Origin of the sequence: Natrialba sp. INN-245 (assembly GCF_009807105.1) — an archaeon.
Taxonomy (GTDB): Archaea; Halobacteriota; Halobacteria; order Halobacteriales; family Natrialbaceae; genus Natrarchaeobius; species Natrarchaeobius swarupiae.
Map to the genome: position 1 here is coordinate 635427 of NZ_WUBV01000063.1, position 13818 is coordinate 649244.

A 13818-nucleotide genomic window follows, 5' to 3' on the forward strand; every position below is an offset into this window, starting at 1 on the left:
TACTGTCCGTCGGTTCCGGCGCAACCGCGATCCGGGCGGCGGTTGCGCCGTTCCATCGGTCCAGGAATCCGTATGAGACCCGTTCGAGGTCGACGAATCGCCACACTGACTTACGGCTAGATCGTACTACCCGGTCGATGGATACCTCCTCGAGCGTTCGTGACGGGAGCCCGCTCGTCACGACGGCCATCGCGGTCGGCCTCGCTATTTTCGGGATCGCCGCGACCCAGCTGACGACGCTTCCGGCGTTTCTGATGGATCCGGCGTTGCTAACCTCGCCAGCCGATGCGTCGATCGCCGCGCGGACGGCCCTCATGGTACTCAACTTCCTCGGATTCGCGCTCGCCGGCGGGATCTACCTCGCGGCGACCGATCGCGGCTGGGCGTACGTCGACTGGCGAACGCCGACGAAACGAGGCTGGCTCTACGTGCTCGCCGGTATCGTCGGCAGTATCGCGTTCTACGTCGTCGTGAGTCTCCTCATCCAGACGCTCTCGTTGCCGACCACGGAGAACCAGGTGATGGAGTACATCGCCGGCGACCAGACGATGATCCTCGTCATGATCCTCATCGTCTTCTTCTTCAACGCACCTGCCGAGGAGTTTCTCTTCCGAAACGTGATCCAGAAACGCCTCTACGCGGCGTTCTCGCGCTATCAGGCCGTCGCCGTCGCGAGTCTCATCTTCGCGCTCGTTCACGTCCCAGCGTACCTCGCCGCCACCGGTGACCTCCTCTCGATCGGTCCGGAGGCGCTGCTGGCGTCTGCGGTCTCGCTCGCCGTCGTCTTCGGCGGCTCGCTCATCTTCGGCTATCTCTACGCGGAAACCGACAACCTCGTCGTCCCGACGGCCGCCCACGCCGCCTTCAACGCCTTCCAGTTCGGCCTGCTGTATCTCGCCCTCGAGTTCGACCTCGAGGTGGCCGACCCGGCACAGTCGGTGGTGGTCGACCTCGTGTTCGTGCTCTCGTAGAGCCGCGGTCGTTTTCGTCGGCCCGCGTCCGTCCTTTTAATATCGCCCGCCGGCGAGTGGTGGACATGTCTCATGCGAAGGGCGACCGCCGCGAGCGCGAACTCGTCAACGAACTCGACGAGGCGGGCTTTGCGGTGATGCGTGCGCCCGCAAGCGGCGCGGCGACCGATCGGGAACTCCCCGACGTCCTCGCGGGCGACGGCGAGGTCTTCTACGCGATCGAGGCCAAATCGAGCTCCGGTAAACCGATCTATCTCTCGGGCGAGGAGGTCGAGGCGCTGATTTACTTCGCGCAGAACTTCGGCGCGAAACCCCGAATCGGCGTCCGGTTCGACCGCGAGGACTGGTATTTCTTTCACCCCGCCGACCTCCACGTCACCGACGGCGGCAACTACCGCGTCAAAAAGGAGACGGCGATCGCCGAGGGCGTCGACTTCCCCGAGTTCGTCGGCCGCTCGGAGAAGGTGACCCTCGAGCAGATCGGCGACGCCGACGACGGCCCCGACGAGGAAATTTTGCGGGTCCTGAACGCCGTCGAACAGGGCGTGATGGACGTCGAGGAGGCCGCGGAGCTACTCGAGTAGCGAGGAGACTCGAGCGGTTACGGAGAACCGACCCGCTCGAGGCGCGTCCGCGGGAAGGTGTAGACCGTAAGCGACGACGGGACGACGCCGTTTCGTTTCACGGTGGCGTGGGGGTAGACCGCGGCGACGACGGGGACGTTCGGATCGTACGCCTCGTTGGTCTCGTACTCCGCGACGGTACAGTCGGCTGCCCGAATCTCGACGGCGTCGGCGCGGTACTCGGAGACGTCGACGACGGTGAGCCTGCTGCCGGTCTCGCGGTCCCGAACCGTCTCGCCCGGCGCGATGGCGTGGTCCGCACAGTAGAACGGGCCAGGGGCGTCGGCGCTGTCCCGATAGCGCGAGGCGGCAACGTTCTCGTCGACGAACACCGTCTCGCCACAGTCGTGGCATGCGAGGGCGACCTCGCCAGGCGGGGGCGTTCGACCTTCGGTAATCTCCATCGCGACTCGGCGAACGTGCTTGCAGCGGACGTCGCGGAAGACGTGGTCCGGACAGGTACACCGACCTGCCTCGAGGTCGACGAGGTAGGTGTGTTCGCTGGCCGATTCGACCTCGTAGAGCCCGTCGCCAAGCGACAGGACGGACATCGGCTCGGACCGCGCGCGTCGCGAGCGCTCCTCGAGGTGGTCGGGCGTCGAAACGGGAAGTGGTGCTTTCGGTGACGCTATTGTTTTCATGGGTGCGTCGGGTGTTCAAATCACGATTACAGTCGGCTGGCTATTCGGCTATACTACGCGCTCGAGGCGTATAACGGGTATGTTCGTCAGGATCGCTGATCACTCACGCGTCGTTTCACTTGGCGCGTTTTGGCGTCATCCCACCGCCACTGCGCTGTCGCCTCGCACCGATTTCACCGGTGCGATCAACGGATGGATTATAAGGGCTCGAGTCCGTTTCACAGCCTATGGGACTGCTGGACGGGCTTCGCGCCGCCCTCGGATTGCGCGCCGAGGCCGACGCCAGACGCGACGCCGACCCCGACGATCTCTTCGGGATGAGCACCGCCTACGTCACGATGGATGCCGAACTCGGCTACGAGTCGATCGGCGTCGGCGCGCTCTGTTTCTCCGGCGTCGACTCGAACAGCTTTCACGAGGCCGTCGACGAGGTCGTGGCCATCCTCGAGGCCGGTCGGGAGGAAACGGGGACCGACTTCTCCGTCTCCGAGGACGACCACGGCTACCACTGGGTAATTCTGGAGGACGCCGACACCGAGGATCTCATCACGAGCATGCACTTCGCCGCGGACACGTTCGTCGAACACGACTACGGTTCCCGGCTGCTCGCGGCCGTCTTCGGCTACGAGGACCGCCGCAGCGGCGAGCCCGCCTACTGGATCTACTCCTTCCGCCGGGGCGCGTTCTACCCCTTCGCGCCACGGTCCGGCCGCGAACGCGACTCGAGCGCCGAGTTCAAACTCGAGGCGGCCCTGGATGGCGAACTCGAGGTCGAACGCGACAAGGAGTACTGGTACCCATTGTGGCCGAGTCGACGCGGCACTCATCCCTGGGAGTGACACGATCACGCTGACGGTTCCGTTCGGCGATAGCTGATCGCGTCGTCGACACCGTCGGACGTCGGACCCATTATACCGATCCGTTCACTACGTCGACCCAGTGACCGAGTGGACCCAGTTCAAGGCCGATCGACGAAACGCCGGTATCGTTCCCGACGTCGAGGGACCGTACCGGATCGAGGAGGGGTGGACGGCCGATCTCACCGGCTCGGCCGGCTCGCCGGTTCTCGACCGCGACACCGTCTTCGTCGGGACGGATCGGGGAAACCTGTACGCACTCGAGACCGACACCGGCCGCCGCCGCTGGGTGCTCGAGACGATCGAGCCGACCGACTGGGCCCCGGTCGTTACGCGCGAACGGGTGTGTTTCGGAACGAGCGGTGGGACGGTCCGCGCGGCGGATCCGGCGACCGGCGACGAGCTGTGGAAGACCGACCTCCTAGCTCCGCTCACGACGCCGCTTTCACGCTCCGACGGTCGACTGTACGCCGGCCACGAGGACGGTCTCTCGGCGCTCGAGGCCGAGACGGGCGAACTCGTCTGGACCTTCGAAACCGACGCGCCTGTCGCCGGGACGCCCGCCGTCGACGACGATCGCGAGTGGAGCGGTGCGCGCGTCTTCGTCGGGACCCAGGACGAGACCGCTATCGCGGTCGACGCCGAGACGGGCGAGGAGTGCTGGACGGTGCCGACGGACGGCGCCGTAACTGGCGGGCCGACGGTTGCCGACGGCCGCGTCTACGTCGCCGACGACGGCGGCACCTTACTCGCACTCGGCGGTGACACCGGGCAGACGTGGTTTACCTATCAGGTTCGTGGCTCGCTCACCTCCTCGGCCACCGTTCTCGTCGACGACGAACTCGAGGACGGTGGCACGACGTTCGTCGGCGCCGACGACGGCTACCTCCACGTCACCGACACGACGTTCGGCCGGCGGAAGGTTCGGGGCTGGCTGTTCTCGAAGAAAGGGATCGGCCTCGACGGCCCGGTTAGATCGGATCCCGTGGTCGTCGGCGACGTCGTCTGTGTCGGTGACGCGACAGGTTCTCTCTACGGAATCGACGCCGAGGAGTTCGATCACCTCTGGTATCACTCCCTCGCGGCCCCGATCACGGCCACGCCTGCGGTCGGCGACCGGTCCCTCTACGTCGGCTGTGAAGACGAGCGGCTCTACCGTCTCGAGTGGACGCCCGGCGAACCGAAACCGTAGCCCCACCACCCACGGCTACTCGCTGTTTCGCGGTGCTCGCACCTGCCGAGCGCCCACTGCCTGCGCCGGCGTCCCCTTCCTATCTAACCCCTTCGATACCGTTCCAAACGCCCCGCCGCCGTGCGGCACTTTCACTTTCACTCTCCTGTTAACGAGCCTTTATGGGGTGTCCGAAACTACGTCGGAGTATGCCAGAAGCAGACCTCGAGACGCTCCCCGGCGTCGGACCGGCAACCGCGGACAAACTCCACGACGCAGGCTTCGAATCGTTCCAGAGCCTCGCCGTCGCCTCGCCCTCGGAACTCTCTAATACGGCCGACGTCGGCGAGTCGACGGCCGCCGACATCGTTCGAGCCGCCCGTGACGCCGCCGACATCGGCGGCTTCGAGACCGGTGCGACCGTTCTCGAGCGCCGAAACCAGATCGGCAAGCTGAGCTGGCACATCGACGAAGTCGACGACCTGCTGGGTGGCGGGATCGAGACCCAGTCGATCACGGAAGTGTACGGCGAGTTCGGTTCCGGTAAGTCCCAGGTCACCCACCAGATGTCCGTCAACGTCCAACTCCCCCAGGAGGTTGGCGGCCTCCACGGCAGCGCCATCTTCGTCGACTCCGAGGACACGTTCCGCCCCGAGCGAATCGACGACATGGTCCGCGGGCTGCCGGACGACGTCATCGATGCGACACTCGAGGACCGCGAGATCGAGGGATCGGCTGGCGACGAGGAGGCGATGGACGAACTCATCGAGGATGTCCTCGACAAGATCCACGTCGCGAAGGCGTTCAACTCCAATCACCAGATGTTGCTCGCCGAGAAGGCAAAGGAACTCGCGAGTGAACACGAGGAGTCGGAGTATCCCGTCCGACTGCTTGCGGTCGACTCGCTGACCGCCCACTTCCGTGCGGAGTACGTCGGCCGTGGCGAACTCGCCGACCGACAGCAGAAGCTCAACAAACACCTCCACGACCTCGATAAGGTCGGGAACCTCTACAACACAGCCGTCCTCGTCACCAACCAGGTCGCCTCGAATCCCGACTCCTTTTTCGGCGATCCGACCCAGCCGATCGGCGGTAACATCCTCGGTCACAAGTCCACGTTCCGGATCTACCTCCGCAAGTCCAAAGGCGACAAGCGGATCGTCCGGCTGGTCGACGCGCCGAACCTCGCCGACGGGGAGGCCGTTATGCGTGTTCAGGATGGCGGCCTGATGGCGGAGTAGCCTCCGACTGGTACGGACTGCTATGGGCCGTTACGGGTCGACCGAAAACGGCGACGATCGACGGCAATCAGTTGTCACAGACCGTACGAGAGTGCGCAGATACGTTTTCACGTCGAACTCGTCTGTCGTGTAGCAATCGCGAGATGACTGCTCTGTGAACACTCGACGGATCAGCACTGATCGTGTTGACCGGCGATTCACGAGCAAGAGTACGCTGACGGAAAACGACTGCGACAACAACCCGTATCAGTTCGACTCGATCAGTCTTCGGTCGTCGTCTTCTCGACCTCGAGTTCGCCGCGATAGATCTCCGCGCCGTCCTGTGCGACCTTCTCGGCGAGCACCGCACACTTGATCCGCATCGGAGAGATGTCGACGCCGAGCATGTCGACGACATCGTCGCGGTCCATCTCGAGCAGTTCGTCGACGGTTTTGCCCGTCAGTTCACTCGAGAGCATGCTCGCGGAGGCCTGGCTGATCGCACAGCCGTCTCCGGAGAAGGCGACGGCGTTGATCGTCTCGTCGTCCTCGTCGAGGCGGATGTCCATGCGAATCTCGTCGCCACACATCGGGTTCTCGCCGACGTGGCTGAAGGTGGGATCCTCGAGTTCCCCGTAGTTGCGGGGATTCTTGTAGTGGTCGAGGATCTGCTGTCTGTACATGTCCGAGCCCAGTCCCATCGTATCCCCGAATAGACCGGAGAGTTGTAAAAGGGTTCCGGGGAACGATCCCAACCCGTTACCACGATCGGTTACGTCGACGAACGATCGTGAAAAATGTGTGACGATGATCGGTTACGAAACCGGTTCGCTTCGGTTACTGGCGGCGATCGTCGTCGCCCGTATCGGAGACTCTCTCGGTGCGTCGAACGGTTGATGGTCGGTACGACCTCTCCGTCGACCCCTGGCCAGTCGGAGGATTCAGGTAGCAGGCGTCGACGATCACGACCACTCCGACGATGGCCGCAACGACCATCGCGGCCTCGAGGGACACGCCGAAGACGCCCGCCCCGACCAGTGCAACCGCGAAGACGACTGGTACGATCGCGAGCAGGAGATCGTACCGGTTCACCGCGGTGAGCACGTCGACCAAGGCGTCGAACGGATCGCGTTCGGGACGGCCGATGGTTTTCTCGTACATCGTGTCTCACCTCGGCAATCTATCGTAGACGTTCGATCCTCAAAAGCGCTGTGCGGCGTCGTCGTTCGCGTTCGTTCGTTTCCGAACCTACCGTTCGCCCGCCACTTCGGCGTCGAACTGTGCGACGAACTCGCGGACGTACGCCGCGCGCTCGTCGGCGAGTTCTCTGCCGACGTCGGTGTACATTCGTTCCGGAAGATCGAGGATCTTCCGGTGGAGGTGGTTGTACTGCGTTCGCCCAGCAGTCGTCTCGTCTTCCGCGAGGGGGATCGCTGGATCGTGGATCGGCGACCCGATCGCGCTCCCGTGGGCGAACACGCGGGCGAGACCGACCGCGCCGAGCGCGTCGAGGTTGTCCGCGTCGGAGAGCACCTTCGCCTCCGGGGTTTCGGGTTCGATCGCGTTCGAGTACCGGTGGGCGCGGATGCAGTGTTGGACTCGTTCGATCGTCTCCGAACCCGCCCCGACGTCCGCGAGGATCTCGCCGGCCTCTGTCGCCCCCCACGCCGCGTGATCGTCGATCTCGCCGCGATCCTCGCGCTCGCGGCCGATATCGTGGAGAAGTACGGCGAGTTCCACCACCCGGTCGTCGACTGGTTCGGGGTGGCGCTCACAGAGCGTCTCGGCGAGCGCTTCGACGCGCTCGACGTGGTGCCAGTCGTGGGCTGGTGGTGCCTCATCGAAGTACGAGCGAGCGCGACCACGGACTGCCTCGAGCATGGATCTCCGTTTTCGGGTGGCGTCGATAATCGTTTCGAACGGGTGACGGCCGGACAACGTCTGCTGAGGGCCGAACTCGTCGGGGTTCTACGCGTTTATCGGCCGCCGATACTGGAAGGGGCCAAGAGATCGACGAACGTTTCTCAAACGTGAACTACCCCTGCCTACTCGCCAGCAAAAGCTAGCTCCTTGAGGACGGGGGCTTAGCGCCCTACTATTCAGCTAAACAGCTGACGCGCGTCATCGAGTGCCGCAACCAACTTGTCGACTTCCGATTTCGTGTTGTAGACGTAGAAGGAGGCTCGAGTCGACGCCGCCACGCCCAGCCGATCGTGCAGTGGCTGGGTACAGTGATCGCCCGCCCGAACCGCGATCGTGTGGTCGTTCATAATCGAAGCGAGATCGTGGGCGTGGACGCCCTCTACGTTGAAACTCACCAGCCCGCCGCGGTCGGGGCCGGGCTCGGGGCCATAGATCTCGATGTCGCCTTCGCCCTCGAGTCGCTCGTAGGCGTAGCGGGCGATCTCCTCCTCGTGGGCCTGGATGCGCTCCATGCCGATCTCCTCGAGCCAGTCGATGGCGGCGACGAGGCCGACGGCTTCGGCGATTGGGGGCGTGCCGGGTTCGAACTTCCAGGGAAGGTCGCCCCACGTCGACTCCTCGAAGGTGACCTTGCGGATCATCCCGCCGCCGTAGAGGTAGGGATCCATCTCCTCGAGCAGGTCCTGCTTGCCGTAGAGGACGCCGATGCCGGTCGGGCCAGCCATCTTGTGCCCCGAGAAGGCGTAGAAGTCGGCGTCGATCTCGCTGACGTCGACCGGGCGGTTGGGGACGGCCTGTGCGCCGTCGATGAACGACAGCGCGTCGTGTTCGTGGGCAAGTTCGGTGAGTTCGGCGACTGGGTTGACGGTGCCGAGCGTGTTCGAGACGTGGACCGCCGAGACGATGGCGGCGTCGTCGTCGATCAGTTCGCGGGCGTGGTCCATATCGAGGCGGCCATCGTCGTCGACCCGGATGTACTCGACGTCCGCACCCGTCTGGTGGCCGATCTGTTGCCAGGTGACGAGCGAGGCGTGGTGTTCCATCTCCGTCAGCACGACGCGGTCGCCGGGCCCGAGTTCGTTCAGCCCCCAGGCGTAGGCGACCAGATTCTCGCTTTCGGTCGTGTTCTTCGTGAAGATGACCTCCTCGCGGCCGTCGGCGCCGATGAAGTCGGCGACGCGGTCGTGGGCTTCCTCGTAGGCGATCGAGGCCTCCTGGCTCAGGTGGTGGATACCGCGGTGGATGTTGGCGTTGTACTCGCGATAGTAGTCGCTCATCGCGTCGACGACGGGATCTGGCGTCTGGGTCGTCGCCGCGTTGTCGAGGTAGACGACCTGTTGGCCGTCGAACTCCCGCTCGAGAATGGGGAACTCCTCGCGGATGGCCGCGACGTCGAGCGACTCGAGGTTCTGCTGACTCATTGGCGACTAGCAAGGGCCCGACACAAAACACTCCTTCGGTCCCCACGAGGAATCGTCTCCGTGACGGCCTCGATCAGTACATCCGCAACAGCTGTGCGTGATGGGTTCCGTCGACCTCGAGGACGTTCTCGGCCTGAATAAAGCCCTCGTCGATGGCGAGTTCGACCGCTCGCGTCCCGACGATGTTGGCGACGGTCGCCCTCGCTAAGCTGTCGACCACCGCGGCTTCGTCGGCCGATTCGCCACCGTAGAACTCCTCGGTGACTGTAAGCGATAGCTCTCCCTCCTCGAACGTCTCACCGAGGACGTCGTCGTCGCAGATCGCCACCAGCAACCCCTCTGGCGTCTCTCGTTCGGTGAGGTACATCGTTACTCGAGTTCCCACTCGCGCTCGGGACCGGCGTCAACCTCCTCGGAGGTGGGTGTCCCTCCGTGCATCTCCTCTCGTTGCTCCATCACTCGCTGTTCGGCTCGCTCGCGCATCTCGTTTGCTTCCTCGGCGATCTCTTCGGCCTCCTCGTACTCGCCTAAGTCCTCGAGGATGCGGGCTTTCTCCTCCAAGATTTTTCCGTTGCGCATGCCGAGGCGGATCGCGTTGTCGATACAGTGCAGTGCCTCCTCGGAGAGCCCCCGTTCCGAGAGGAAAAAGGCCCGGTTGAACCAGCCCTCGGCGAATCGGTCGTCGATCTCGACGGCGCGTTCGGCGTGCTCTAAGGCCTGAGCCGTCTCGCCGAACTCCCAGAGCGCGTAGGCGAGGTTCGTTTCGGCCGTCGCGGCGTGTTCGCTTTCGTCGTCGATCGACAGCGCTTCGCGGTGGGCGCCGATTGCCTCGTCGTACTCCTCGAGTTCGGCGTGAGCGACGCCTTTGTTCACCCACGCTTCCTGAGCGAGTCGGTCGTCGTCGGCAAAGCGGGCGGCTCGTTCGAAGGCCGCCGTGGCCTGCTCGAAGCGGTTGATTCCCATGTAGTTGAGCCCGACGTCGAGGAGTTCCCCGGCGTCGACCTCGTCGGACGGGATATTCTGTTCGTCGAGCGTATCGGTGATGATCCGGGAGTCGACCGGATCGACCTTCGAGGGGTCGACGTCCAGTTCCGGCGGATCCAGATCGAACTCGTCGTAGGGGTCGTCGAACCCCTCCCCTTCGGAGAAGCGGTGGTCGTGATCGTCCGATCGGTCGGTCATAACTGGATGGTGGCGACGAGGGCTGTTAAGGCCTGCGACCCGCGTAGTGACGACTGTTCCATTCGTCCGACGATTCACTTCCCGATTCCGAGGAGCGACCGCAACGTTCGCGTTCGAACACCGCACTCGCCGGCGAATTCGCACCCGTCACATTTCGAACGATCGTTGATTCGTGGCGGCGGCCCATCCAGCTCTCGAACCGTCCGAAGCGCCCGCCGGTAGCGGGCTTTTCGCCGAGTCGTCAACTCGAACGAGCGAACGACGCCGTAGGCCGGATACTCGAGCCAGGCCCGGTCGACCCGCGTCTGCTCCTCCCAGGCGAGGGCTTTGGCGGCTGCGACGGCGTGGACCGACTGCGTCTCCCAGACGCCGCGTTCGGGCGGCTCGCCGGTCGAGACGAGCACCGGCTCGAGCGGATCCGCGAGCACCTTGTGGACGATCCCACGACAGTCCCGACCGGTCGCGAGGACGTCACGCGCCTCCGGGTTCCGAAGCCGATCCCAGTATCCCGCCTCCTCGAGTCGGTTCCTGGTGGCCGAAAGCGTCTCGCGGTAGCGGACGGGCGCGACGCCGATCGGTTCCGCGGCGAGCTCGCCGGGTGGCGACTCGAGCAGCTCCTCGTATCGCCGCTCGAGCTCTCGAACTGCGTCGACGCGCGGCGGCGGCTCGCGGTCGTCGTCCGCCGTTCGCCGGTAGTAACACTTCCGCGGACAGTAGGCGGCCGTCCGAAGATCGCTAAACGGGACCAGGGATCGAGTCACGAGGGGTCTGGCCGCCCGTTCCGATAAAAAGTCTCGGGGCAATTCGACGCCACTCGGGTGAGACTGTCTAGAACTCGACCTCGGTTTCCATCCCCTCGGTGGCGTCCTCGAGGCCGTCCTCGCGGACGTCCGTCGTCATGCGTGCGGTGAGTTCTGCGTCCGCGAGGAGGCTGTCGAACTCGTCCCGGTACCGGTCGTTTGCCCTCCGAGACTCGTCTTCGGCCGCGGCGACCCGCCGGTAGCGCCGGATGCGACCCTCGCTGACGCCGTACTCCTCGGCGAGGGTCGCGTCGTCTTCCTCGCGGCCGCGGATCGCCGTGAGGTCGATCTCGTCCGCGTCGTCCTCGGCGATGAGGTGAAGCGACATTCGCGCCTCGAAGATCTCCGCAGGCTCGACCCCGAACCGGCTGGCGATCTCCTCGTCGCTGTCGCCGTCGTAAAACCCCGTGGCGACGTCGCGGAGTTGCTCGTCCGAGAGCGGCGTCTCGAATGCGTATCGCTCGCGCATCTGCTCGATGACGCTCGCAATTCGCTCTTCGTCGGTCTGCTCGTCGCGCTCGAGTGAGCCACGGGTGTCCTCCTGTGACTCGGTGACGGTCTCCTCCCCGTCGGTAACGTCGGTGAAGATGTTCTTGAGCTCCTCCGTTTTTTCGTTCATGGGTGGACACTCCCGATGGGTGGCTATTTAAGCCTGTTGCCAGATAGCGTCGACTGGGAACCGATCACGAACAACGGTTATGAACTTGGTATTTGTTTACTATTTTCGCAAGACAGCGTCGGAGTTGGTCTGCGAACACGTGACAAGAATTAAGTTCCACCTCCCCTCGTAGTCGTACATGAACGCTGTTTCGCAGCTGTGGACGAACGCCTTTGCCCAGACGGAGGTGACGAGGGAGACCTACTGGGGGATCAGTTCCACCGGATACGCGGTGTTCTATCTCCTCACCGCGATCACGATCCTGGTCTTCCTTTACGGCGTCTATCGCCGGTTCGCGCGGTACGCCGATGGCGACGACGATCCGTTCGCCCGCGTCGACGAGCTGCCGCGTCGAATCGTCGCCGCGTCGAAGATCGTCCTCTCGAACGAGAAACAGTTCGACAGGGATCTCTACGGCGGGCTGATGCACGCGTTTATTCTGTGGGGCTTTCTCACCCTCCTGATCGCGACGCTGATCATCGGCTTCGAACAGTACGCCACCGAGATGCTTCTGGACCTCTCGTTCTGGCAGGGCGACTTCTACCTGGCCTACCAGTTCATTGTCGACGCGATGGGGCTTCTGTTCGTCGTCGGGATCGGCATGGCGATCTACCGGCGCTACTGGGTTCGAAACCGTCGCCTCTGGGGCCGACACACCTCGAGCGAGGACGATATCTTCATCTGGACGCTGTTCGGACTCGGCGTCGGCGGTTTCCTCCTCGAGGGGCTTCGCATCTACGCGACGGGAATGCCCGACCACGAGATCGTCAGCTTCGTCGGCTACGGGCTTGCGATGGTGTTCGAGGCGCTGGGGGTCCCGCTCGCGGGCGAGCCAGGTGTCAGCCTCTCGGCCGGCGTCGTCACCGGCGAAAACCTCCACTGGCTGGCCTGGTGGTCCCACTCCTTGCTCGCCTTTTTCTTCATCGCCTGGATCCCCTACGCCAAGCCGTTCCACATGATCTCCTCGTTCGCGAACGTCGTCACCCGCGACGAGAAGGCGGGCCGACGCCTGCCGAACGTTCCCGCGGATCTCGATGCGACCAACGCCGAGTCCATCGACGACTTCACCTGGAAGGAACTGCTCGACCAGGACGCCTGTACCAAGTGCGGGCGCTGTTCGTCGGTCTGTCCGGCCAAGGCGTCCGACCGCCCGCTCGATCCCCGCGACGTCATCCTCGACCTCAAACGCTACCGCGAATCGCTCGAGGCCGGCGGCGAGGAGCAGCCGATCGTCGCGGACGGCGGAACCTCGGTCATCGACGCGGAGACGATGGAGTCCTGTATGGCCTGTATGGCCTGCATGGACGCCTGCCCGGTCGAGATCGAACATCTCCAGTCGTTTACCCGGCTGAACCGCCAGCTCACCGATCAGGGCGATGTCGACTCGAATATGCAAGACGTCTTCCAGAACGTGATGCAAAACGGCAACACCTTCGGCGACTCCCCGCGGAATCGCGCCGACTGGGCCGACGACCTCGAGTTCGATCTCACCGACGCCCGTGAAGAGACGGTCGACTACCTCTGGTACGTCGGCGACTACCCCAGCTACGACGACCGCAACAAGCGGGTCGCCCGTTCGCTGGCGACCATCTTACAGGAAGCCGACGTTAGCTTCGGCATCCTTTTCGAGGACGAGAAGTACGACGGCAACGACGTTCGACGGGTGGGCGAGGAGTTCCTCTACGTCGAACTCGCGGGCCATCACGTCGAAACCTGGGAGGAGTGTGAGTTCGACACGATCGTCTGTACCGACCCCCACTCCTACAACACCTTCGAGAACGAGTATCCGGAGGTCGACTTCGCGGAGTTCGCCGACGACCCGATGATGCCCTTCGACTACACCGACCAGTGGAACGACGACGGCGAGATCGACGTCAAACACTGGACCCAGGTCGTCGAAGAACTCGTCCAGGACGGCAGACTCGAGCTATCGGGCGACGAACTCGAGTACACCGTCACCTACCACGATCCCTGCCACCTCGGGCGATACAACGACGAGTACGAGGCCCCACGCGACCTCATCGAGGCCACCGGCTGTGACCTCTACGAGATGCCGCGCAACCGCGCCGATTCCTTCTGTTGTGGCGGCGGTGGCGGCGGCCTCTGGATGGAGTTCGACGAGGAACCCAAACCCAGCGAGGAGCGATTGCGTGAGGCACTCTGTGACACCGACGCTGGCGGCGCAGTCGAAAAGTTCGTCGTCGCCTGCCCGATGTGCATGACGATGTACGAGGACGGCCGGAAAACCGGCGACTTCGAGGACGACCTCGAGATCGTCGACGTCGCCGAACTCGTCGTCGAGGCGATCGGGGCCCAAGCGGAGGCGAACCTCGAGGTCACCGGGGACTGAC

General features: G+C 64.1%; 15 protein-coding genes. 6 read left to right on the forward strand and 9 right to left on the reverse strand.

What is annotated here, in order from left to right:
• Positions 1–137: 137 nt before the first annotated feature.
• Both GRS80_RS19620 and hjc read left to right on the forward strand, forming a co-directional pair.
• Complete coding sequence (locus GRS80_RS19620) at positions 138–971, forward strand: type II CAAX endopeptidase family protein (RefSeq protein ID WP_160049007.1); 834 nt, start codon at positions 138–140, stop codon at positions 969–971.
• A 65-nt stretch (positions 972–1036) separates the two neighbouring features.
• A complete protein-coding gene (gene hjc, locus GRS80_RS19625; RefSeq protein ID WP_149079471.1) occupies positions 1037–1555 on the forward strand; it encodes a Holliday junction resolvase Hjc in 519 nt (172 codons plus the stop codon).
• Positions 1556–1572: 17 nt separating this feature from the next.
• Here hjc and GRS80_RS19630 read toward each other — a convergent pair whose 3' ends face one another.
• Positions 1573–2235: an SWIM zinc finger family protein gene (locus tag GRS80_RS19630; protein ID WP_160049008.1), complete on the reverse strand. Its 663-nt coding sequence runs from the start codon at positions 2233–2235 to the stop codon at positions 1573–1575.
• A 227-nt stretch (positions 2236–2462) separates the two neighbouring features.
• On the opposite strand from GRS80_RS19630, the gene GRS80_RS19635 reads away from it, so the two are divergent.
• The 3 genes from GRS80_RS19635 to radA all read left to right on the forward strand — a co-directional run bounded on the left by GRS80_RS19635 (position 2463) and on the right by radA (position 5504).
• The gene (locus GRS80_RS19635; RefSeq protein WP_160049009.1) at positions 2463–3074 is read left to right on the forward strand and encodes a hypothetical protein; all 612 of its coding nucleotides are present in this window, start codon (positions 2463–2465) and stop codon (positions 3072–3074) included.
• Positions 3075–3174: 100 nt separating this feature from the next.
• The gene (locus tag GRS80_RS19640; RefSeq protein WP_343161667.1) at positions 3175–4284 is read left to right on the forward strand and encodes a PQQ-binding-like beta-propeller repeat protein; all 1110 of its coding nucleotides are present in this window, start codon (positions 3175–3177) and stop codon (positions 4282–4284) included.
• Between the two features lie 188 nt (positions 4285–4472).
• Entirely contained in the window at positions 4473–5504 is a 1032-nt protein-coding gene (radA, locus tag GRS80_RS19645) for a DNA repair and recombination protein RadA (protein WP_160049010.1), read from the forward strand.
• Positions 5505–5764: 260 nt separating this feature from the next.
• On the opposite strand, the gene sufU is transcribed toward radA, so the two are convergent.
• The 8 genes from sufU to GRS80_RS19685 form a co-directional block, all read right to left on the reverse strand.
• On the reverse strand, positions 5765–6184 hold the full coding sequence (gene sufU / locus GRS80_RS19650) for a Fe-S cluster assembly sulfur transfer protein SufU (protein WP_160049011.1): 420 nt from the start codon (positions 6182–6184) through the stop codon (positions 5765–5767).
• A 136-nt stretch (positions 6185–6320) separates the two neighbouring features.
• Positions 6321–6644, reverse strand: coding sequence for a hypothetical protein (locus tag GRS80_RS19655; RefSeq protein WP_235019789.1), 324 nt, complete (start codon positions 6642–6644; stop codon positions 6321–6323).
• Positions 6645–6731: 87 nt separating this feature from the next.
• Positions 6732–7364 (reverse strand): HD domain-containing protein, encoded by a 633-nt coding sequence (locus GRS80_RS19660; protein WP_160049012.1) that lies wholly within the window; start codon positions 7362–7364, stop codon positions 6732–6734.
• A gap of 218 nt (positions 7365–7582) precedes the next feature.
• A complete protein-coding gene (locus GRS80_RS19665) occupies positions 7583–8827 on the reverse strand; it encodes a cysteine desulfurase (RefSeq protein ID WP_160049013.1) in 1245 nt (414 codons plus the stop codon).
• A 73-nt stretch (positions 8828–8900) separates the two neighbouring features.
• Complete coding sequence (locus GRS80_RS19670; protein ID WP_149079463.1) at positions 8901–9194, reverse strand: DUF424 family protein; 294 nt, start codon at positions 9192–9194, stop codon at positions 8901–8903.
• Positions 9195–9196: 2 nt separating this feature from the next.
• Positions 9197–10009, reverse strand: coding sequence for a tetratricopeptide repeat protein (locus tag GRS80_RS19675; protein WP_160049014.1), 813 nt, complete (start codon positions 10007–10009; stop codon positions 9197–9199).
• Between the two features lie 74 nt (positions 10010–10083).
• Positions 10084–10770, reverse strand: a complete 687-nt coding sequence (locus GRS80_RS19680) for a hypothetical protein (RefSeq protein WP_343161668.1) — start codon at positions 10768–10770, stop codon at positions 10084–10086.
• A 67-nt stretch (positions 10771–10837) separates the two neighbouring features.
• Complete coding sequence (locus GRS80_RS19685; protein WP_160049016.1) at positions 10838–11428, reverse strand: conditioned medium-induced protein 4; 591 nt, start codon at positions 11426–11428, stop codon at positions 10838–10840.
• Positions 11429–11606: 178 nt separating this feature from the next.
• Here GRS80_RS19685 and GRS80_RS19690 point away from each other — a divergent pair, with 178 nt between their 5' ends.
• Entirely contained in the window at positions 11607–13817 is a 2211-nt protein-coding gene (locus GRS80_RS19690; RefSeq protein ID WP_160049017.1) for a (Fe-S)-binding protein, read from the forward strand.
• Position 13818 lies beyond the last annotated feature (1 nt).